Source organism: Arthrobacter sp. SD76 (genome assembly GCF_049726125.1).
Taxonomy (GTDB): Bacteria; Actinomycetota; Actinomycetes; order Actinomycetales; family Micrococcaceae; genus Arthrobacter; species Arthrobacter nitrophenolicus.
Genome location: NZ_JBNBLR010000001.1, coordinates 2,501,915 through 2,522,560, shown reverse-complemented (window position 1 = coordinate 2,522,560; position 20,646 = coordinate 2,501,915). Strand labels below are relative to the sequence as shown.

Here is a 20,646-nt window from a genome sequence, read left to right as displayed (position 1 = left end):
GCATGAACACCCAGACGCGCGAGACCACCAGCATGTCCGACGCCCAGGCCAAAGCCGCCACCCTGATCGAGGCGCTGCCCTGGATTCAGCGCTTTGCCGGCACCACCATGGTGATCAAATACGGCGGCAACGCCATGGTCAACGACGAACTCCGCCGCGCCTTCGCCGAGGACATCGTGTTCCTTCACCATGTGGGCATCCATCCCGTGGTGGTGCACGGCGGCGGTCCCCAGATCAACTCGATGCTGGGCCGGCTGGGCATCGAATCCGAGTTCAAGGGCGGCCTGCGCGTCACCACGCCGGAGGCCATGGACGTGGTCCGGATGGTCCTCACCGGACAGGTGGGCCGCGAACTGGTGGGCCTCATCAACTCCCACGGCCCCTACGCCGTGGGCATGTCCGGTGAAGACGGCGGCCTGCTGCGCGCCGTCCGCACCGGGACAGTGGTTGACGGCGAAGAGGTGGACCTGGGCCTGGTGGGCGAGGTGGTGGGCGTCGACCCCGCCGGCGTCATGGACATCCTCGGTGCGGGCCGCATCCCCGTGATCTCCACCGTTGCCCCGGAAATCGTCGACGGCGGCGACGGCGTCGCGGGTGCGGCGAGGTTCCAGCCCACCGGCCAGGTGCTGAACGTCAACGCGGACACCGCCGCGGCGGCCGTTGCCTCCGCCCTGGGCGCGTCGAAGCTGGTCATCCTGACCGACGTCGAAGGCCTGTACGCCAACTGGCCGGACAAGTCGTCGCTGATCTCCTCCCTCACGGCGTCGGAGCTGCGGGACATGCTGCCGAAGCTCGAATCGGGCATGATCCCCAAGATGGCGGCCTGCCTTAAGGCCATCGACGAGGGCGTGGAGCGTGCGCACATCGTGGACGGGCGCCTGCCCCATTCCATGCTGCTGGAAACATTTACGACGGCGGGCATTGGCACCCAGGTGGTCCCGGACGAGGAGATCAACGCATGAACACGGTGGAAAAGTCCCCGGTAACCGAGTTGGTGGAAACCACCGGCCACGCCGGCTCCGAATGGCTCTCCCGCTATTCGTCGTCGCTGATGGGCGTGTTCGGCACCCCGCAGCGCGTCCTGGTCCGCGGCTCCGGCTGCCTGGTGTGGGACGCCGACGGCAAGGAGTACCTTGACCTGCTGGGCGGCATCGCCGTCAATGCGCTGGGCCATGCGCACCCGTTCGTGACGTCAGTCATCGCCAGCCAGCTGTCCACCCTGGGCCACGTCTCCAACTTCTTCACCAGCCCCACCCAGATCGCGCTGGCCGAGAAGCTCCTGGCACTGGCCGACGCGCCTGCCGGGTCCAAAGTGTTCTTCACCAACTCCGGCACCGAGGCGAACGAGGCGGCGTTCAAGCTCGCCCGCCGCAACACCGGTGGCAGCAACACGAAGCGGACCAAAATCATCGCCCTCGAGGGAGCCTTCCACGGCCGGACCATGGGGGCCCTTGCCCTGACATCCAAAGAGGCCTACCGGACGCCCTTCGAGCCGCTGCCCGGCGGCGTGGAGCACATTCCGTTCGGGGACATCGAGGCCCTCAAGGACGCCGTGGACGAAACTGTGGCGGCGGTCTTCCTGGAGCCTATCCAGGGTGAGGCGGGAGTGCGCCCCCTTTCGCCGGAGTACCTCCGGGCGGCGCGGGAGCTGACCGCCCGCGTCGGCGCGCTGCTGATCCTGGATGAGGTCCAGACCGGCATCGGCCGGACCGGCAAGTGGTTCGCCAGCGAAGAGGCAGGAATAGTCCCCGACGCCATCACCCTGGCCAAGGGCCTGGGCGGCGGGTTCCCCATTGGTGCCCTGGTGACGATGGGTGAGCAAACGTCGTCGCTGCTCTCCGCCGGCCAGCACGGCACCACCTTCGGCGGCAACCCGGTGGCAACGGCGGCCGCCCTCGCCACGCTGCACGCAATCGAAAGCCAGAACGTCCTGGCCAACGCCACCGCAGTGGGGGAGCACCTCCGTTCCGCGCTGGCAGCCCTGCCGGGCGTCACCGAAGTCCGGGGCGCCGGACTGCTGATCGGCTTCGACCTGGACGCCGACGTCGCGCCCGCCGTGGTGCAGGCGGCCCTGGACGCCGGCTTCATCATCAACAGCCCCGGCCCGCGCACCATCCGCCTGGCCCCGCCGCTGGTCCTCACCACGGCGCAGGCCGACTCGTTCCTCGCCGCTTTCCCGGCAATCCTCCAGACAGCTAAGGACGCCCAGTGACTCCCGCAACCCGGCACTTCCTCAAGGACACGGACCTGACCCCCGCCGAACAGGCGGAGGTCCTGAAGCTTGCCGCGCGCATGAAGGCCGCGCCCTACAGCGTCCAGCCCTTCGCGGCAGAGGGCAGCGGCCGAAAGACCGTTGCCGTCATCTTCGACAAGACCTCCACCCGCACCCGGGTCTCCTTCGCCACCGGCATTGCGGACATGGGCGGCAATGCCCTGGTCATCAATCCCGGCGAGGCCCAGATCGGCCACAAGGAATCCGTGGAGGACACCGCGAAGGTCCTGGAGCGCATGGTCTCCACCATCGTGTGGCGCACCGGCGCCCATGCCGGCCTGGTGGCCATGGCCGAGAACTCCAGCGTCCCCGTCATCAACGCGCTCTGCGACGACTACCACCCCTGCCAGCTCCTGGCCGACCTGCTGGCGGTCAAGGAGCACAAGGGCGAGCTCAGGGGCCTCACCATGAGCTACCTGGGCGACGCCGCCAACAACATGGCCAACTCCTACCTGCTCGCCGGGGTCACCGCCGGCATGCATGTCCGTATTGCAGGGCCCGAAGGGTACCTGCCCGCGGCGGACATTGTGGCTGCCGCCGAGGAACGGGCCGCGGAGACGGGCGGTTCGGTGCTGATTACCACTGACGCTGCCAAAGCGCTCCAGGGCGCAGACGTCGTGGCCACCGACACCTGGGTGTCCATGGGCCAGGAGGCGGAAAAGAGGCGCGGCTGCAGCTGTTCCGGGAGTACTCCGTGGATGAGGAGGCCATGAAGCTCGCCGCGGAGGACGCCGTCGTGCTTCACTGCCTGCCCGCCTACCGGGGCTACGAGATCTCCGCGGGTGTTATCGACGGCCCGCAGTCGATCGTCTGGGACGAGGCGGAAAACCGGCTGCACGCCCAGAAAGCCCTGATGGCGTGGCTGATGCACCGCTCCGGCCTTGCCTTCGTCGACGGCCTGTCGCCGGTCGAAGGCACCGGGGAGAGCACGTTCTAGTGTCCGCCCAGCCCGTATCCCCGGGCTCCAGCCCGGCCACCAAGACTGCGCGGCAGGCCCGGATCACCGCCATCCTGACCAACCAGTCAGTGCGTTCACAGGCGGAGCTCGCCGCCCTGCTCGCGGACGACGGCGTGCAGGTCACCCAGGCCACGCTGTCCCGGGACCTCGTGGAACTCGGGGCCGTGCGGGTCCGCGGCAAAGAGGGCGCCCTGGTCTACGCCGTCCCCGGCGAAGGGGGCGAGCGTGCCGCCAAGACCGGCGTGAGCCAGGAAATCCTGGACGCCCGGCTCGCCCGGCTGTGCAGCGAACTGCTGGTGACGGCGGAAGCGTCGGCCAACATCGTGGTGCTCCGGACCCCGCCGGGTGCCGCGAACTTCCTGGCACTGGCCATCGACCATTCGGTCATGCCCGCCATCCTGGGGACCATCGCCGGCGACGACACCGTGCTGCTGGTGTCCCGGGACCCGCTGGGCGGCCCCGACCTCGCAGCCCGCTTCCTGCAACTGGCCGAGGAAGCCGGGCAATAAGCTTGAAGACAACATCAAACACCCCCCACTAAGGAGCATCTGAAGTGACTGAACGCATTGTGCTCGCCTACTCAGGCGGCCTGGACACATCCGTAGCCATCGGCTGGATCGGCGAAGCCACCGGCGCCGAGGTCATCGCCGTGGCAGTCGACGTCGGACAGGGCGGCGAGTCGCTGGAAACCATCCGCCAGCGCGCCCTGGGCTGCGGCGCCGTCGAAGCCTACGTCGCCGACGCATCCGATGAGTTCGCCAACGAATACTGCGTCCCCACCCTGAAGGCCAACGCCCTGTACCAGGGCCACTACCCGCTGGTCTCCGCCATCTCCCGCCCGGTCATCGTCAAGCACCTGGTGAAGGCAGCCCGCGAATTCGGCGCCACCACCGTTGCCCACGGCTGCACCGGCAAGGGCAACGACCAGGTCCGCTTCGAAGTGGGCATCCAGACCCTCGGCCCGGACCTGAAGTGCATCGCACCGGTCCGCGACCTCGCCCTCACCCGCGACAAGGCCATCGCCTTCGCCGAGGAAAAGGGACTGCCGATCGAGACCACCAAGAAGAACCCCTACTCCATCGACCAGAACGTCTGGGGCCGCGCGGTGGAAACCGGCTACCTCGAGGACATCTGGAACGCCCCCACCAAGGACATCTACGACTACACCGCCACCCCGGAATTCCCGCCGGCACCCGATGAGGTCACCATCTCCTTCGAAGCCGGCGTGCCGGTGGCGATCGACGGCGTCAAGGTCACCCCGCTGCAGGCCATCAAGGAACTCAACCGCCGCGCCGGCGCCCAGGGCGTGGGCCGCATCGACGTCGTCGAGGACCGCCTGGTGGGCATCAAGTCCCGCGAAATCTACGAGGCCCCCGGTGCCATGGCGCTGATCACCGCGCACAAGCACCTCGAGGACATCACGATCGAGCGCGAGCAGGCCCGCTTCAAGGCCACCGTTGGCCAGCGCTGGGCCGAGCTGGTCTACGACGGCCAGTGGTTCTCCCCGCTGAAGCGCTCCCTGGACGCCTTCATCGAGGACACCCAGAAGTACGTCTCCGGCGACATCCGCATGACCCTGCACGGCGGCCAGGCCATCGTGAACGGCCGCCGCTCGGACACCTCCCTGTACGACTTCAACCTGGCCACCTACGACACCGGCGACACCTTCGACCAGTCCATGGCCCGCGGCTTCATCGAGCTGTGGGGCATGTCCGCCAAGGTGGCTTCCGGCCGCGACATCCGGGTCGCAGGGAAGTAATTCCCGGTGGCCGAGCAGAATTCGAATCCGGGAACAAGCCCGGTGGTTGAGCCTGTCGAAACCCGGGTTTCGACGGGCTCAACCACCGGCTCGACAAACACCGGCGCACTGTGGGGCGGCCGGTTCGCCGGCGGACCCGCGGACGCCCTCGCTGCCCTGAGCAAGTCCACGCACTTCGACTGGCGCCTGGCGCGCTACGACATCGCCGGTTCCAAGGCGCACGCCCGCGTGCTGCACAAGGCCGGCCTGCTGGACGACGGCGAGCTGGAGGGAATGCTCGCCGCCCTGACGCAGCTGGACGACGATGTGGCCTCCGGCGCCTACCTGCCGGCGGAGTCCGACGAGGACGTCCACGGTTCCCTCGAACGCGGCCTGATCGAGCGGGCGGGCCCGCAGCTGGGCGGCAAGCTCCGCGCCGGCCGGTCCCGCAACGACCAGGTGGCAACCCTGGGCCGCATGTTCCTGCGCGACCACGCCCGGATCATTGCCCGCGGCGTGCTGGACACCGTTGACGCGCTGGTAGACCAGGCCAAAGCGCACCAGGGCGTGGCCATGCCGGGCCGCACCCACCTGCAGCACGCCCAGCCCGTCCTGCTCAGCCACCACCTGCTGGCCCATGCCTGGGCCCTGCTGCGCGATGTGCAGCGGCTGCAGGACTGGGACAAGCGGGCCGGTGTTTCGCCGTACGGTTCAGGCGCCCTGGCAGGCTCCTCGCTGGGGCTGGACCCGGAAGCGGTGGCCGCGGACCTGGGCTTCTACTCCGCGGTCCACAACTCCATCGACGGCACGGCATCCCGCGACGTCTTCGCCGAGTTCGCCTGGGTGTGCTCCATGATCGGGGTGGACCTGTCCCGGATCTCGGAGGAAGTGATCTTCTGGGCCACCAAGGAGTTCTCGTTCGTCACGCTGCATGACTCCTACTCCACGGGGTCCTCGATCATGCCGCAGAAGAAGAACCCGGACGTGGCCGAGCTGGCCCGCGGCAAGGCGGGACGCCTGATCGGCAACCTGACCGGGCTGCTCGCCACCCTCAAGGGCCTGCCGCTCGCGTACAACCGCGACCTGCAGGAGGACAAGGAACCGGTGTTCGACGCCGCCGACACGCTGGAGCTCCTGCTTCCGGCCGTCTCCGGCATGATCGCCACCCTGACCTTCAACCGGGAGCGGATGGAGTCGCTGGCACCGCAGGGCTTCGCGCTGGCCACGGACATCGCCGAGTGGCTGGTCCGGCAGGGCGTCCCGTTCCGGGAGGCACACGAGCTGTCCGGCGCGGCCGTCAAGCAGGCCGAGTCCCGCGGCGTCGAGCTGTGGGACCTGACCGACGACGAGTACGCGGCCATCTCGGCGCACCTGACCCCCGAGGTCCGCACCGTCCTCTCCACGGAGGGCTCGCTGAACAGCCGCAACTCCCAGGGCGGAACGGCGCCGGCCGCCGTCGAACGCCAGCTGGCCGCCCTTGAAGGCGAGCTTGCGGGCGTCCGGGAATACGCAGGCTAGTTGGCTTCGGTTTCGGCAGGCTCAACCACCGCCGGTGGTTGAGCCTGCCGAAACCCGTCTGTGGCTAGGCTGGGTCCATGAGCGAAACCTTCCGGAAGTTCCTCCGCACCCTGCCCGACTTTCCGGCCGACCTTCCCCGCTTTGATCCGGCCACCGCCGCACGGAACCCCGTGGAGCTGTTCAAGCAGTGGCTGGACGAGGCGCTTGACGCGGGGGAGCAGCAGCCCCACGCCTTCAGCCTGGCCACGGTGAGCGCCGGGCAGCAGCCGTCGTCACGGATGCTGATCCTGAAGAACATCGACGGCGACGGCTGGCATTTCGCCACGTCCCGCACCTCCCGCAAGGGGCAGGAACTGGACGTCGTTCCGCAGGCCGCCATGAACTTCTACTGGGCCTCCCTGGGACGGCAGGTCCGCGTGGCCGGGCCGGTGGTCCAGCTGTCCGCCGAGGCCTCCGCCCGTGACTGGGCGGAACGTCCCCGCGCCGACGGCAGCACCAACCCCAACTGGCAGCTGTACGCAGTCCAGCCGACGGAGTTCGAGTTCTGGCAGGGGAGCGACGACGGCGGGCATGTCCGGCACCGCCTCGGTCCGGACGGAGCTCCTGAGGGCTAGGATGAGCGCCATGGCCCCTCCCACACCCGATGACCTGCTCGCAGACCTCCACAAGGCCGCGGAAGACGTTGCCGCAGACGCCGCAAAATTCAGCGACGCCGACGTACGCTCGCCGTCCGCACTGCCGGGCTGGACGCGGGGGCATGTCCTCGCCCATCTCACCGGGATCTCCAACGCCATGGCCCGGCAACTCGAGTATGCGGCCCGCGGCGAAACCATCGAGCTGTACGACGGCGGCATGGACGGCCGGAACAAAGCCATCGACATGGCGGCAGGGCACGACGCCGCCACCCACCGCGCAGACCTGAGCGCGGCACTGGAGCGGGTCCTCAAGGCTTTCGATGCGCTGCCGGGTGTCAAGGATTCATCGGCCAACCGCACCGGCTGGTGGGCTCCGATCGCCTACCGCGGGGGAGTGGTGCTGGACGGCGGCCTGGCACTCTGGCGCGAACTCGTCATCCACGCGTCCGACCTGCAAACGGGCAGGGGACCGGAAACCTGGAGCCGGCCGTTCTGCCAGCACCTGTTCGACTTCCTCGCGGCCCGGGTGCGGCCGGAGGACAAACTGGTGCTGCAGCCGCTGGGCCTGCCGCCCGTCAGCATCGGCAGCGGCAACCGGTCCACCGTCATCAGCGGGATGCTGACGGACATCGCCGCCTGGCTGGCAGGCCGCGAGCCTTCACTCGGCAGCCTGCGTGCGTCCGCCGCAGCGGACGGGACAGACCTGCCCGGGCTGCTGCCCTGGCCGGCGGGAACCCCGGCGCCGAAGTAGCCCTCCGGCATTTCGTTGCTCTATCATTTCTGGTTCCTGAAAACCCTGTTTAGGAGCCACGACTGATAGAGCAACGGGGAAACGGGCCGATCAGGCCGCTTCGCGGGCCAGCAGGCTCTCCTTCACCCGCAGGCCCCAGCGGAACCCGCCCAGGGAGCCGTCGGTCCGGATCACCCGGTGGCACGGCACAAACAGGGCGGCTGCATTGAAGGCGCACGCGCTGGCGGCCGCCCGGACCGCCCTGGCATTGCCTGCCAGCGCCGCGTACTCCGTGTACGTCACCGGGTGGCCGGGCTTGACCTCCCGAAGGACATCCCAGGCATGGGCACGGAACGGACCCGAGCGCTGCAGGACCGGCACGGCCATGGCCGGGGCGGGGTCGCCATCGTAAAAGGCCTCCACGGCCTCCGAGATGCCGCCGAGCCCGGCGACGGCCTGGACGGCGTCGGGCCGCAGTGCCGGATGGACCTGGCCGGTCAGGTCGCCGGGGTCGGCAGTCCAGCCGGACGCCAGGACCAGTCCGTCCCGCGCGATGATGGTGAAGGGGCCGTCCGGGGTGGACATTGTCAGCAGTTGGGCGGTCATGGCATCGCTTTCCTGGAAGTGCCGCTGGCGGCAGGGGCTTTGGGTGCGGCGGCGGCGCGCCACAGGTGCATGGTGGCGTAGGAACGCCAGGGGCTGGCTTCCCGGAAGTCCGGGGCCAGGCCGGCGCCGCCCGCCGAAAGGGCCCGGATTCCGTTCCGGACGGCGGCATCGTTGGCGAGGAAGACGTCGGGGGCGCCCAGGATCCGCATGGCCGCGTAGCCCACAGTCCAGGGCCCCACGCCGGGCAGCGGCAGCAGTTTGGCGGTGAGGCCGGCCAGGTCATCGCCGTAACCGGGATCGATGCGACCTTCCGCCATGGCTGCGGCTGCAAAAAGCAGCGATTCCGTCCGGCGCCGGGGCCCGCGCAGCAAATGACCGGACTCCGCGATCTGGGCGGACGTGGGGAAGAGCCGGTCAAGCCCGTCGCCCGGAACACTGCTGGGGCTGCCGGCCGCTGAGAGCTGCGTGAGCGCGGTGCGGGCTGCGGCCACGGTGATCTGCTGGCCCACCATGGCCCGCACCAGGAGCTCCTGGGGATCCAGGGCACCGGGCATCCGGATGCCCGGGGCTTCCGCCACGGAGGCGGCCAGCCGGCTGTCCGCTGCCAGGGCGCTGTCGATGGCTTCCGGGTCGGCGTCAAGGTCGAAGAGCCGCCGGACGCGGCTCAGCAGCGCCGGCAGGTCGCGCAGGTCCGCCGCACCGACGGTGAGGGTCAGCGGCCGCTCCCGTGTGCCGGCGTCGTAATCAACCCTGAAGCGGGCGTCACCGTGGGGCAGCCGCATGGTCCGGGCGTAGGAGGTTGCCGTGCCCGCCTCGATGCCCGGGATGGCGCGGACCGCCAGGAACGTGAAGATGCCGGGATCGAAGGGTTTGCGGTAGGGGAGGCTGAGGGTCAGCGCCGTGGCAGCTCCCGCCGCCTGTGCATGCCGGCCGGTCTGCCGAAGGGCAGTGGGGGTCATGGCGAACACGTCGAGGATGGTCTCGTTGAACTGCCGGACGCTGCTGAAGCCGGCGGCGAAGGCAACGTCGGCAAGCTTCATTGGTGTGGAGACCAGCAAAGTGCGGGCGGTCTGGGCCCGTCCGGCCCTGGCCAGGGACAGCGGCCCGGCGCCCAGTTCATGGGTGAGGATCCGGTTGAGCTGGCGCGACGAGTAGCCCAGCCGGGCAGCGAGGCCCTCCACGCCATCCCTGTTGATCACGCCGTCATTGATCAGCCGCATGGCCCGGCCGGCGACGTCCTGGCGGAGGTTCCAGGCCGGGGTGCCGGGCACGGCCTCGGGAAGGCACCGCTTGCAGGCCCGGTAGCCGGCGTCGTGTGCCGCAGCCGAGGTTTCGTAGAAGGTGACGTTGGCGGCCTTGGGGGTGCGCGCCGGGCAGGAGGGGCGGCAGTAGATCCCGGTGGTCCGGACCGCAGTGTAGAACTGCCCGTCGAAACGGGTGTCCCGGGCGTCGATCGCCCGGTAGCGCTGCCAGAAGTCCATGACTCCATCCTGCCAGCCGCCGGAAGCGTCTACTAGCGGAAATCGGACATGGCCGTGGCAGTTCCGCCGCCGTGCCTCGGGTGAAGCGGCCGGATGCGGGTAAGGTCTGGCCATGAGTGAAAACCCTGTGCCGGCCGGTCCGCCGCTGCGGGAGATCCTCGCGGGCGATGCCCGCGAGCTGGCCCCGCTGCTGCTGGGCGCCGTCCTCACGCACGAGTCGCGCGAAGGTCCGGTGTCCGTCCGCCTGACGGAGGTGGAGGCCTACCTGGGGCCGGAGGATTCGCTGCACCCGGACCCGGGCTCCCACACGTACCGCGGCCCAACGCCACGCAACGCGCCCATGTTCGGCCCCGCCGGCCACCTGTACGTCTACTTCACCTACGGAATGCACCACTGCACCAATATCGTCTGCGGGCCGGAGGGCGTTGCCTCCGCGCTGCTGCTGCGGGCGGGCGAAATCGTTGACGGCCTTGACCTTGCACGGCGGCGGCGGACCACGTCCAGGAGTCCCGCCGACCTCGCCAGCGGCCCGGCCCGGCTGGCCAAGGCACTGGGACTGACGACGGCGGACAGCGGCCGTGACGCGCTTGCCCCGCCTTTCGGGCTGGTCCTTCCGCCGGGGCCGCCCCCGCAGGTCAGTTCCGGTCCGCGAGTGGGTGTGGCCGGGGCGGGCGGCTCGGACGAGTACGCGTGGCGCTTCTGGATCACGGGGGACCCCACTGTCTCCAGGTACAAGGCCGCCAAAGCGCGGGTCCGGAAACCAGCGGAGGCCGCACCGCAGGCGGCGCAACCCGGCCGGTCCACGTTTCATCAGCGCTAAGGGAAATGGTTGTAGAATGGTAGGTCTGTCTTTTGCGATAGGGGAACGTTAAATGCTTGACGCCGATTTGGCCCACGAACGGGAGTATGTAGCCGGCCTGTATGCCCGGCTGGAAGAGCTCCGCGAGGAAAAGCGCCGGCAGCTGGCGCAGGTCCGGCGGGCCGGGGCAGTGGGCACCATGCAGAACGTTTCCGAACGCGACGCCTTCGCCGCACTGTATGAGGACCGACTGGCGCAGCTGGACGCCGTTGATGACCGGCTGGTCTTCGGACGCCTGGACCTGGACTCCGGCGAAGCGCAGTACATCGGCCGCATCGGCCTCACCACCGAGGACCTGCAGCGCCTGATGGTTGACTGGCGCGCGCCCGAGGCCGGTCACTTTTACCAGGCCACCGCTTTCGACCGGCAGGGCGTGCGCCGCCGCCGGCACCTGATCCTGCAGGGCCGCGAAGTGAAGGCCATCGAGGACGATGTCCTGGACGCCGGGATGCTTGCGGACAATGAGTCGCTGCAGGGTGAAGGCGCCCTGCTCGCCGCCCTGAATTCCAAGCGCACCGGCCGGATGTCGGACATCGTCAGCACCATCCAGTCCGAGCAGGACCGCATCATCCGGTCCTCCATCTCCGGCGCGCTGGTGGTCCAGGGCGGCCCCGGCACCGGCAAGACCGCCGTCGCGCTGCATCGTGCCGCCTACCTGCTGTACACCCACCGCGACCGGCTCAAGAGTGCAGGCGTGCTCCTGGTGGGCCCGTCGTCGTCGTTCATGAAGTACATCGAACGGGTGCTGCCCTCACTGGGTGAGACCGGCGTGGTCATGGCCAGCCTTGGCCGCCTCATGCCAGGCATCCATGCCGTGCCGGAGCAGGACGCTGCTGTTGCCGCGCTGAAGGGCCGCCTGGACATGGCCGAAATCGTGGCCAACGCCGTCTCCAACCGCCAGCGTGTTCCGGCCCATAACAGGACGCTGGAAGTGGACGGCCGCAAGCTGGTGCTGACGCCCCGGCAGGTCCGACGCGCCCGGGAGAAAGCGCGCGCCACCGCCAAGCCGTACAACGAGGCACGCGTGACGTTCGTCAAGATCCTGCTGCGTGAACTGACGGAGCAGATGACCGAGCTGGTCGAGGCCGGGAACATCGGCAACAACGCGGACCGCTCCTACCTTGCAGAGGATGTCCGAACGGCCCGGGACGTCCGCATCGCCCTGAACCTGTGCTGGATGCCCATGACGCCGGAAAAGCTGATCTCCGACCTGTTCAGCAAGCCGGCCATCCTGGAATCTGCACCCCCCACCTTTCGCCCGCGGAGCGCGCGCTGCTCCTGCGGCCGGCCGACGCCCCCTGGACCGAGTCCGATATCCCGCTGCTGGATGAGGCCGCCGAACTGCTGGGCGAACTCGACGCCGCCGCCGGCCGCGGACTGGCCCAGCAGGAGCACGACCGTGCCCGCGACCTCGCCAACGCCAAGCAGACGCTCGTCAACATGGAAACCGCCGGCGTTGACGCCCTGATGACCGCCGAAGACCTGATGGAGCAGAACCAGGAACGCGAGGCACGGCTCACCGCTGCCGAGCGTGCCACCAGCGACCGCACGTGGGCGTTCGGGCACATCGTGGTTGACGAGGCGCAGGAGCTTTCCCCATGCAGTGGCGGCTCCTGGTCCGCCGCTGCCCCCTGAAGTCCTTCACCATTGTGGGCGACATCGCGCAGACCAGTTCCGTCGCCGGCGCCAATTCATGGCAGGGCGCCCTGGCACCGATGTTCGGCGACCGGTGGCAGCTGGAGGAGTTGACGGTCAACTACCGGACGCCCTCCCAGATCGCCGAAGCCGCCGTCCGGATGGCGAACGCCGCGGGCCTGGTGGTGTCCGCCCCCAAGGCAGTGCGGGAGGGGCGCTGGTCGCCCATCATCGACGAGGTTGCCCCCGGCAGCCTGGTGGACCGGCTTGTGGAAGTCCTCCCGGAGGAGCTGGAAGCGCTCGACGGCGGCCTGCTCGCCGTGATTGCCGACGGACCGCTCCTGCCCCAGGCCACCGCAGCCCTGCGCGCCGCCTACGGGCGCCGCATCGGCACCGGCGCGGGCAGCTACGAGCAGGACATCGTGGTCATCAGCCCCCGCGAGGCCAAAGGCCTTGAGTTCGACGGCGTTGTGGTCCTGGAACCCGCGAAGATGCTCAACCATGAGCACGGCAAGGTGGGTGACCTCTACGTGGCCATGACCCGCGCCACGCAGCGGCTGCGGCTGATCGCCGCCGAACCCGTTCCGGCCGGTATCGTCCGCTGATCCGGCGTCCTCCGATACTGCTACCTTAGAAGGCGTGCCAGACATCAACAGCCTCGAATCGCAACACAACGACCCCTCTTTTGCCAACATCTGGCAGGAGCTGAAGTGGCGTGGCCTGGTCCACGTCTCCACCGACGAAGCCGAGCTTGAAAAGCTCCTCGCCGGCGCCCCGGTCACGTACTATTGCGGCTTCGATCCGACTGCACCGAGCCTGCACCTGGGCAACCTGGTCCAGCTGCTCCTCATGCGCCGGCTGCAGCTGGCGGGGCACAAGCCGTTGGGACTCGTTGGCGGCTCCACGGGCCTGATCGGTGATCCCCGCCCCACTGCCGAGCGCACCCTGAACACCAAGGAAACAGTGACGGAGTGGGTGGGCTACCTGCAGGCGCAGGTGCGCCGGTTCCTGAGTTTCGAGGGTGACAACGCAGCCCGGATGGTCAACAACCTCGACTGGACGGCTCCGCTGAGCGCCATTGATTTCCTGCGGGACGTAGGCAAGCACTTCCGGGTGGGCACCATGCTCCGCAAGGATGCCGTCGCTTCGCGGCTCAACTCCGATGAGGGCATCAGCTACACCGAGTTCAGCTACCAGATCCTGCAGGGAATGGACTACCTGGAGCTCTACCGCGCCTACGGCTGCGTCCTGCAGACGGGCGGCTCCGACCAGTGGGGAAACCTGACCAGCGGCACCGAACTGATCCGCAAGGTGGAGGGCAAGAGCGTCCACGCCCTGGGCACGCCGCTGATCACCAACTCCGACGGCAGCAAGTTCGGCAAGAGCGAAGGCAACGCCATCTGGCTCGACGCCGGCATGTGCAGCCCGTACGCGTTCTACCAGTTCTGGCTCAACACTGCCGATGCAGACGTTGTGGACCGGCTGAAGGTCTTCACCTTCCTGACCCGCTCCGAGATTGAAGAGATCGCTACTGCAGTGGCCGAGCGTCCGTTCGCCCGTGAGGGGCAGCGGAAACTCGCCCACGAAGTGACTTCGCTGGTGCATGGCGTGGAAGCCACCGAAAAGGTCATCGCCGCTTCGGCCGCACTGTTCGGCAACGGCGATCTCACTGCCCTGGACAAGTCCACGCTTCAGGCGGCCACGTCTGAGCTTCCCTCCGCCACCGTCCAGGTGGATGCACTCGGGATCGTGGACTTGCTGGTGGCCTCCGGGCTGTCGGAGAGCAAGTCGGCTGCCCGCCGTACGGTGGGTGAGGGTGGCGCCTACGTCAACAACGAAAAGGTCCTGGATCCCGAAGCTGTCATTTCCGAGGACGAACTTCTCCACGGCCAGTACCTGCTGCTCCGCCGGGGCAAGAAGAACCTGGCTACGGTTGAGGTCCTGGTCCCGTAACTGCGGCATCTGACCCCTTTTACACGCCCCTTCACAGCCGATTTGCACGGCCGCGGAGGGGCGTGTATTGTTTTCTGAGTCGCCGCCGCTGAGTGGTGACAAACCCCCAACTATTGAGAAGCAATTCCTCCCGGAGCAGCGCTCTGATCGCAGGAATGCTTCGCTTTTTGCTGGGTGGATTCACTTCGCCGAGTGAATTCCGGTAAAACAGCCGGATTTGCAAAAGCGAATATGTATGAAATAAGATTGAAACATCGCAGCGAAGAAATACGAAATAGAAGTTCTTATTGAATTTGTTTCGGAAATATTCGAATGTGTCTGTTGTTTGAGAACTCAATAGTGTGCCAAGTTTGTTGATACCGATTATGTAATGTGATTGGTTGAATTGCCGGATCGTGCCGCCCCTGTGGCATTGGTTTGGTTTTACAGCTGGTTTCAAATTTTGTGCAGCCTTTGCTGGTGTTATTTCCACTGGTTTTGGTTGTGTCTGTTTGTTTTCAACGGAGAGTTTGATCCTGGCTCAGGATGAACGCTGGCGGCGTGCTTAACACATGCAAGTCGAACGATGATCCGGTGCTTGCACCGGTGATTAGTGGCGAACGGGTGAGTAACACGTGAGTAACCTGCCCTTGACTCTGGGATAAGCCTGGGAAACTGGGTCTAATACCGGATATGACCTTCCATCGCATGGTGGTTGGTGGAAAGCTTTTGTGGTTTTGGATGGACTCGCGGCCTATCAGCTTGTTGGTGAGGTAATGGCTTACCAAGGCGACGACGGGTAGCCGGCCTGAGAGGGTGACCGGCCACACTGGGACTGAGACACGGCCCAGACTCCTACGGGAGGCAGCAGTGGGGAATATTGCACAATGGGCGCAAGCCTGATGCAGCGACGCCGCGTGAGGGATGACGGCCTTCGGGTTGTAAACCTCTTTCAGTAGGGAAGAAGCGAAAGTGACGGTACCTGCAGAAGAAGCGCCGGCTAACTACGTGCCAGCAGCCGCGGTAATACGTAGGGCGCAAGCGTTATCCGGAATTATTGGGCGTAAAGAGCTCGTAGGCGGTTTGTCGCGTCTGCCGTGAAAGTCCGGGGCTCAACTCCGGATCTGCGGTGGGTACGGGCAGACTAGAGTGATGTAGGGGAGACTGGAATTCGCCGGTGTAGCGGTGAAATGCGCAGATATCAGGAGGAACACCGATGGCGAAGGCAGGTCTCTGGGCATTAACTGACGCTGAGGAGCGAAAGCATGGGGAGCGAACAGGATTAGATACCCTGGTAGTCCATGCCGTAAACGTTGGGCACTAGGTGTGGGGGACATTCCACGTTTTCCGCGCCGTAGCTAACGCATTAAGTGCCCCGCCTGGGGAGTACGGCCGCAAGGCTAAAACTCAAAGGAATTGACGGGGGCCCGCACAAGCGGCGGAGCATGCGGATTAATTCGATGCAACGCGAAGAACCTTACCAAGGCTTGACATGGACCGGACCGCCGCAGAAATGTGGTTTCCCCTTTGGGGCTGGTTTACAGGTGGTGCATGGTTGTCGTCAGCTCGTGTCGTGAGATGTTGGGTTAAGTCCCGCAACGAGCGCAACCCTCGTTCTATGTTGCCAGCACGTGATGGTGGGGACTCATAGGAGACTGCCGGGGTCAACTCGGAGGAAGGTGGGGACGACGTCAAATCATCATGCCCCTTATGTCTTGGGCTTCACGCATGCTACAATGGCCGGTACAAAGGGTTGCGATACTGTGAGGTGGAGCTGATCCCAAAAAGCCGGTCTCAGTTCGGATTGGGGTCTGCAACTCGACCCCATGAAGTCGGAGTCGCTAGTAATCGCAGATCAGCAACGCTGCGGTGAATACGTTCCCGGGCCTTGTACACACCGCCCGTCAAGTCACGAAAGTTGGTAACACCCGAAGCCGGTGGCCTAACCCCTTGTGGGAGGGAGCCGTCGAAGGTGGGACTGGCGATTGGGACTAAGTCGTAACAAGGTAGCCGTACCGGAAGGTGCGGCTGGATCACCTCCTTTCTAAGGAGCGCCTCACAACATTCATTCTCTGCTGTATGGCGGGGTGTGGTGTTGTCAGGAGTACGCCCGTTGCGCAGACGCTAGTTCTGCGGCGGGTGCTCATGGGTGGAATATCAACAAATAGCGGCTGCCTGGTTCTGGTTCTTGTCTAGTACGGATGCGTCCCCCTTTTTGGGGTGTGTGTCCTGGAACGGCGGGGCCGGGGGTTGGGTGGTTTCGTGTTTGGCACACTGTTGGGTCCTGAGGCAACAGGGCCGGGGGGCTTTGGTTCCCTGGGTTTGTTTGTTTCTGGTTTCCCTGCCATGTCGTTTCATGCGCTGTTGGCCCCTTGTGGGGGCTGGTGTGTGGGGTGTGTGGTGTGGGGTTGTTGTTTGAGAACTACATAGTGGACGCGAGCATCTTCCATGAGGAGCCTTTTGGGGTTTTTCATGGAGTAGCAATTTCCAAGAATTGGAACCTGGATCTGGCCGCATCGTTTGGTGTGGTTGGTTTCTGTGGTTCTCTCGAGTGTTTTTGTTGTTGATCTTTTGTGGTCAAGTTTTTAAGAGCACACGGTGGATGCCTTGGCATTAGGAGCCGAAGAAGGACGTAGGAATCTGCGATAAGCCTGGGGGAGTCGATAACCGGACTGTGATCCCAGGGTGTCCGAATGGGGAAACCCCGCCAAGCGCGCGAGTGACTTGGTGACCCGTACCTGAACACATAGGGTGCGTGGAGGGAACGCGGGGAAGTGAAACATCTCAGTACCCGCAGGAAGAGAAAACAATAGTGATTCCGTTAGTAGTGGCGAGCGAACGCGGATCAGGCTAAACCGTTCCATGTGTGATAGCCGGCGGGCGTTGCATGGTCGGGGTTGTGGGACTTTCCATACCAGTTCTGCCGGGCTGGTGGGGTGTGATGTGCGCGCATAGGTGAACGGTTTTGAAAGGCCGGCCAGAGAGGGTGTTAGTCCCGTAACCGTAATGCGTTTGTGCCACCTGTGAGAGTATCCCAAGTAGTACGGGGCCCGAGAAATCCCGTGCGAATCTGTCAGGACCACCTGATAAGCCTAAATACTCCCTAATGACCGATAGCGGACCAGTACCGTGAGGGAAAGGTGAAAAGTACCCCGGGAGGGGAGTGAAACAGTACCTGAAACCGTGTGCTTACAATCCGTCGGAGCAGTCGCGAGTAATCGCATAGTAACTGTGACGGCGTGCCTTTTGAAGAATGAGCCTGCGAGTTAGTGTTACGTCGCGAGGTTAACCCGTGTGGGGCAGCCGTAGCGAAAGCGAGTCTGAATAGGGCGTGTGAGTGGCGTGATCTAGACCCGAAGCGAAGTGATCTACCCATGGCCAGGTTGAAGCGACGGTAAGACGTCGTGGAGGACCGAACCCACTTCAGTTGAAAATGGAGGGGATGAGCTGTGGGTAGGGGTGAAAGGCCAATCAAACTTCGTGATAGCTGGTTCTCCCCGAAATGCATTTAGGTGCAGCGTTGCGTGTTTCTTGCTGGAGGTAGAGCTACTGGATGGCTAATGGGCCCTACAAGGTTACTGACGTCAGCCAAACTCCGAATGCCGGTAAGTGAGAGCGCAGCAGTGAGACTGTGGGGGATAAGCTTCATAGTCGAGAGGGAAACAGCCCAGACCACCAACTAAGGCCCCTAAGCGTGTGCTAAGTGGGAAAGGATGTGGAGTTGCTCAGACAACCAGGAGGTTGGCTTAGAAGCAGCCATCCTTAAAGAGTGCGTAATAGCTCACTGGTCAAGTGATTCCGCGCCGACAATGTAGCGGGGCTCAAGTACACCGCCGAAGTTGTGGCATTCACACATGTTCTAAGCCTTTGTGGTTCAGGAGTGTGGATGGGTAGGGGAGCGTCGTGTGGGCAGTGAAGTCGCGGTGGAAACCAGCGGTGGAGCCTACACGAGTGAGAATGCAGGCATGAGTAGCGAAAGACGGGTGGGAAACCCGTCCGCCGGATGATCAAGGGTTCCAGGGTCAAGCTAATCTGCCCTGGGTAAGTCGGGACCTAAGGCGAGGCCGACAGGCGTAGTCGATGGACAACGGGTTGATATTCCCGTACCGGCGAAAAACCGCCCATGTTGAACAGGGGATACTAACTGCCCGAAACCTGCCCGACACCCCTTGTGGGTGAAGGGTTTTGGTGGAGCGCAGGACCTGATCCTGGGAGGCAAGCGTATTAACAGGTGTGACGCAGGAAGGTAGCCGAGCCGGGCGATGGTTGTCCCGGTCTAAGGATGTAGGGCGAGTGGTAGGCAAATCCGCCACTCATAATGCCTGAGATCTGATGGGACCCCCGTTTGGGGGGATTTGGTGATCCTATGCTGCCGAGAAAAGCATCGACGCGAGGTTTTAGCCGCCCGTACCCCAAACCGACACAGGTGATCAGGTAGAGAATACTAAGGCGATCGAGAGAATTATGGTTAAGGAACTCGGCAAAATGCCCCCGTAACTTCGGGAGAAGGGGGGCCCAACCTTGAACGGACCATGCGTCCGGGAGGGGGATCGGGGCCGCAGAGACCAGGGGGAAGCGACTGTTTACTAAAAACACAGGTCCGTGCGAAGTCGCAAGACGATGTATACGGACTGACTCCTGCCCGGTGCTGGAAGGTTAACAGGACCGGTTAGCCGCAAGGCGAAGCTGAGAATTTAAGCCCCAGTAAACGGCGGTGGTAACTATAACCATCCTAAGGTAGCGAAATTCCTTGTCGGGTAAGTTCCGACCTGCACGAATGGAGTAACGACTTCCCCGCTGTCTCAACCATAAACTCGGCGAAATTGCAGTACGAGTAAAGATGCTCGTTACGCGCAGCAGGACGGAAAGACCCCGAGACCTTTACTATAGTTTGGTATTGGTGTTCGGAGTGGCTTGTGTAGGATAGGTGGGAGACGTTGAAGCCCGGACGCCAGTTCGGGTGGAGTCATCGTTGAAATACCACTCTGGTCACTTTGGACATCTAACTTCGGCCCGTAATCCGGGTCAGGGACAGTGCCTGATGGGTAGTTTAACTGGGGCGGTTGCCTCCTAAAAAGTAACGGAGGCGCCCAAAGGTTCCCTCAGCCTGGTTGGCAATCAGGTGTCGAGTGTAAGTGCACAAGGGAGCTTGACTGTGAGAGAGACATCTCGAGCAGGGACGAAAGTCGGGACTAGTGATCCGGCGGTACATTGTGGAATGGCCGTCGCTCAACGGATAAAAGGTACCTCGGGGATAACAGGCTGATCTTGCCCAAGAGTCCATATCGACGGCATGGTTTGGCACCTCGATGTCGGCTCGTCGCATCCTGGGGCTGGAGTAGGTCCCAAGGGTTGGGCTGTTCGCCCATTAAAGCGGTACGCGAGCTGGGTTTAGAACGTCGTGAGACAGTTCGGTCCCTATCCGCTGCGCGCGCAGGAAATTTGAGAAGGGCTGTCCTTAGTACGAGAGGACCGGGACGGACGAACCTCTGGTGTGTCAGTTGTACTGCCAAGTGCACCGCTGATTAGCTACGTTCGGATGGGATAACCGCTGAAAGCATCTAAGCGGGAAGCTCGCTTCAAGATGAGATTTCCATACACCCTCGGGTGTGAGAGGCCCCCAGCCAGACCACTGGGTTGATAGGCCGGATGTGGAAGCGAGGACTAACGACTCGTGAAGCTGACCGGTACTAATAGGCCAACAACTTACACCACAAACAAAACACAACTGCTTGCGTCCACTATGTGGTTCCCAACCAACAACCCAACACAACGGGAAACGGTTGAAGGAACCAACCAATAATTGAATACAACACCACAGCTCCCTAACCGGAGCACGTTGTAACCACAAAAGATTTCCCACACCACCGTCACCGGTGGTGACGGGTCGAAGGGTTACGGCGGTCATAGCGTGGGGGAAACGCCCGGTCCCATTCCGAACCCGGAAGCTAAGACCCACAGCGCCGATGGTACTGCACCCGGGAGGGTGTGGGAGAGTAGGACACCGCCGGACATAACATTAGTAGGGCCCTGACAGCGAATGTCAGGGCCCTACGACTTAACCACCACACACCCTCCAAGCTCATCCCCGGGCGCCCCAGGGAACAACCACGCACGCGTCGGTTCCGGGAACCCCCGGAAGTAGGCGCCCCGGGGTGTGAAGATTGCCACGATGCGCTACTTCCGGGCCGGACTGTCCCGACGGTTTATGGGGCTCGCCTAGAATTGATGAAGATGTACGGACTTCGAAGCGCTTGATTTCGGGTTGCGTAGGAAACGAAA

General features: G+C 64.6%; 11 protein-coding genes, 3 rRNA genes and 2 pseudogenes. 14 read left to right on the top strand and 2 right to left on the bottom strand.

All coding sequences use genetic code 11. From position 1 onward, the window contains the following. The first annotated feature begins 2 nt into the window (after window positions 1-2). The 8 genes and pseudogenes from argB to ACPEE0_RS12280 all read left to right on the top strand — a co-directional run bounded on the left by argB (window position 3) and on the right by ACPEE0_RS12280 (window position 7,872). Window positions 3-962 carry an acetylglutamate kinase gene (gene argB / locus ACPEE0_RS12315; protein ID WP_009359385.1) on the top strand — a complete coding sequence of 320 codons (960 nt, stop codon included), beginning with the start codon at window positions 3-5 and terminating at the stop codon, window positions 960-962. Further along, on the top strand, window positions 959-2,212 hold the full coding sequence (locus ACPEE0_RS12310) for an acetylornithine transaminase (RefSeq protein ID WP_009359386.1): 1,254 nt from the start codon (window positions 959-961) through the stop codon (window positions 2,210-2,212). Before argB ends, ACPEE0_RS12310 begins: the two co-directional genes overlap by 4 nt. Then, a pseudogene (gene argF / locus ACPEE0_RS12305) lies at window positions 2,209-3,209 on the top strand (ornithine carbamoyltransferase). The gene ACPEE0_RS12310 and the pseudogene argF overlap by 4 nt, the downstream one beginning before the upstream one ends. After that, on the top strand, window positions 3,209-3,739 hold the full coding sequence (locus ACPEE0_RS12300; RefSeq protein ID WP_009359387.1) for an arginine repressor: 531 nt from the start codon (window positions 3,209-3,211) through the stop codon (window positions 3,737-3,739). The pseudogene argF and the gene ACPEE0_RS12300 overlap by 1 nt, the downstream one beginning before the upstream one ends. Window positions 3,740-3,783: 44 nt before the next feature. Beyond that, window positions 3,784-4,989: an argininosuccinate synthase gene (locus ACPEE0_RS12295; protein ID WP_009359388.1), complete on the top strand. Its 1,206-nt coding sequence runs from the start codon at window positions 3,784-3,786 to the stop codon at window positions 4,987-4,989. 42 nt (window positions 4,990-5,031) lie between these two features. Then, entirely contained in the window at window positions 5,032-6,486 is a 1,455-nt protein-coding gene (gene argH, locus ACPEE0_RS12290; protein WP_035753814.1) for an argininosuccinate lyase, read from the top strand. 77 nt (window positions 6,487-6,563) lie between these two features. Further along, on the top strand, window positions 6,564-7,100 hold the full coding sequence (locus tag ACPEE0_RS12285) for a pyridoxine/pyridoxamine 5'-phosphate oxidase (protein ID WP_424574571.1): 537 nt from the start codon (window positions 6,564-6,566) through the stop codon (window positions 7,098-7,100). Between the two features lie 10 nt (window positions 7,101-7,110). Further along, on the top strand, window positions 7,111-7,872 hold the full coding sequence (locus ACPEE0_RS12280) for a maleylpyruvate isomerase family mycothiol-dependent enzyme (protein ID WP_424574570.1): 762 nt from the start codon (window positions 7,111-7,113) through the stop codon (window positions 7,870-7,872). A 90-nt stretch (window positions 7,873-7,962) separates the two neighbouring features. On the opposite strand, the gene ACPEE0_RS12275 is transcribed toward ACPEE0_RS12280, so the two are convergent. Both ACPEE0_RS12275 and ACPEE0_RS12270 read right to left on the bottom strand, forming a co-directional pair. Then, a complete protein-coding gene (locus ACPEE0_RS12275) occupies window positions 7,963-8,457 on the bottom strand; it encodes a methylated-DNA--[protein]-cysteine S-methyltransferase (RefSeq protein ID WP_407709383.1) in 495 nt (164 codons plus the stop codon). Continuing rightward, window positions 8,454-9,938, bottom strand: a complete 1,485-nt coding sequence (locus ACPEE0_RS12270; RefSeq protein WP_424574569.1) for a DNA-3-methyladenine glycosylase 2 family protein — start codon at window positions 9,936-9,938, stop codon at window positions 8,454-8,456. The genes ACPEE0_RS12275 and ACPEE0_RS12270 overlap by 4 nt, the downstream gene beginning before the upstream one ends. Before the next feature lie 112 nt (window positions 9,939-10,050). Here ACPEE0_RS12270 and ACPEE0_RS12265 point away from each other — a divergent pair, with 112 nt between their 5' ends. From ACPEE0_RS12265 to rrf, 6 genes and pseudogenes are all read left to right on the top strand, one after another. Beyond that, a complete protein-coding gene (locus tag ACPEE0_RS12265) occupies window positions 10,051-10,758 on the top strand; it encodes a DNA-3-methyladenine glycosylase (protein WP_424574568.1) in 708 nt (235 codons plus the stop codon). 52 nt (window positions 10,759-10,810) lie between these two features. Continuing rightward, window positions 10,811-13,037, top strand: a pseudogene (locus tag ACPEE0_RS12260) (HelD family protein). Between the two features lie 34 nt (window positions 13,038-13,071). Continuing rightward, window positions 13,072-14,385, top strand: a complete 1,314-nt coding sequence (gene tyrS, locus ACPEE0_RS12255; RefSeq protein WP_424574567.1) for a tyrosine--tRNA ligase — start codon at window positions 13,072-13,074, stop codon at window positions 14,383-14,385. Between the two features lie 497 nt (window positions 14,386-14,882). After that, window positions 14,883-16,408 (top strand): 16S ribosomal RNA (locus ACPEE0_RS12250). Between the two features lie 531 nt (window positions 16,409-16,939). After that, window positions 16,940-20,079, top strand: a 23S ribosomal RNA gene (locus ACPEE0_RS12245). Between the two features lie 181 nt (window positions 20,080-20,260). Beyond that, window positions 20,261-20,377: ribosomal RNA gene (gene rrf, locus ACPEE0_RS12240) — 5S ribosomal RNA — on the top strand. Together the 16S, 23S and 5S rRNA genes form the textbook arrangement of a ribosomal RNA operon. Window positions 20,378-20,646: the final 269 nt, after the last annotated feature.

Bases quoted from the DNA above. Each gene is read 5' to 3' on its own strand.
- argB (WP_009359385.1), top strand. From the start codon at position 3: ATGAACACCCAGACGCGCGAGACCACCAGCATGTCCGACGCCCAGGCC.
- ACPEE0_RS12310 (WP_009359386.1), top strand. From the start codon at position 959: ATGAACACGGTGGAAAAGTCCCCGGTAACCGAGTTGGTGGAAACCACC.
- ACPEE0_RS12285 (WP_424574571.1), top strand. From the start codon at position 6,564: ATGAGCGAAACCTTCCGGAAGTTCCTCCGCACCCTGCCCGACTTTCCG.
- ACPEE0_RS12280 (WP_424574570.1), top strand. From the start codon at position 7,111: ATGGCCCCTCCCACACCCGATGACCTGCTCGCAGACCTCCACAAGGCC.
- ACPEE0_RS12275 (WP_407709383.1), bottom strand. From the start codon at position 8,457: ATGACCGCCCAACTGCTGACAATGTCCACCCCGGACGGCCCCTTCACC.
- ACPEE0_RS12270 (WP_424574569.1), bottom strand. From the start codon at position 9,938: ATGGACTTCTGGCAGCGCTACCGGGCGATCGACGCCCGGGACACCCGT.
- ACPEE0_RS12265 (WP_424574568.1), top strand. From the start codon at position 10,051: ATGAGTGAAAACCCTGTGCCGGCCGGTCCGCCGCTGCGGGAGATCCTC.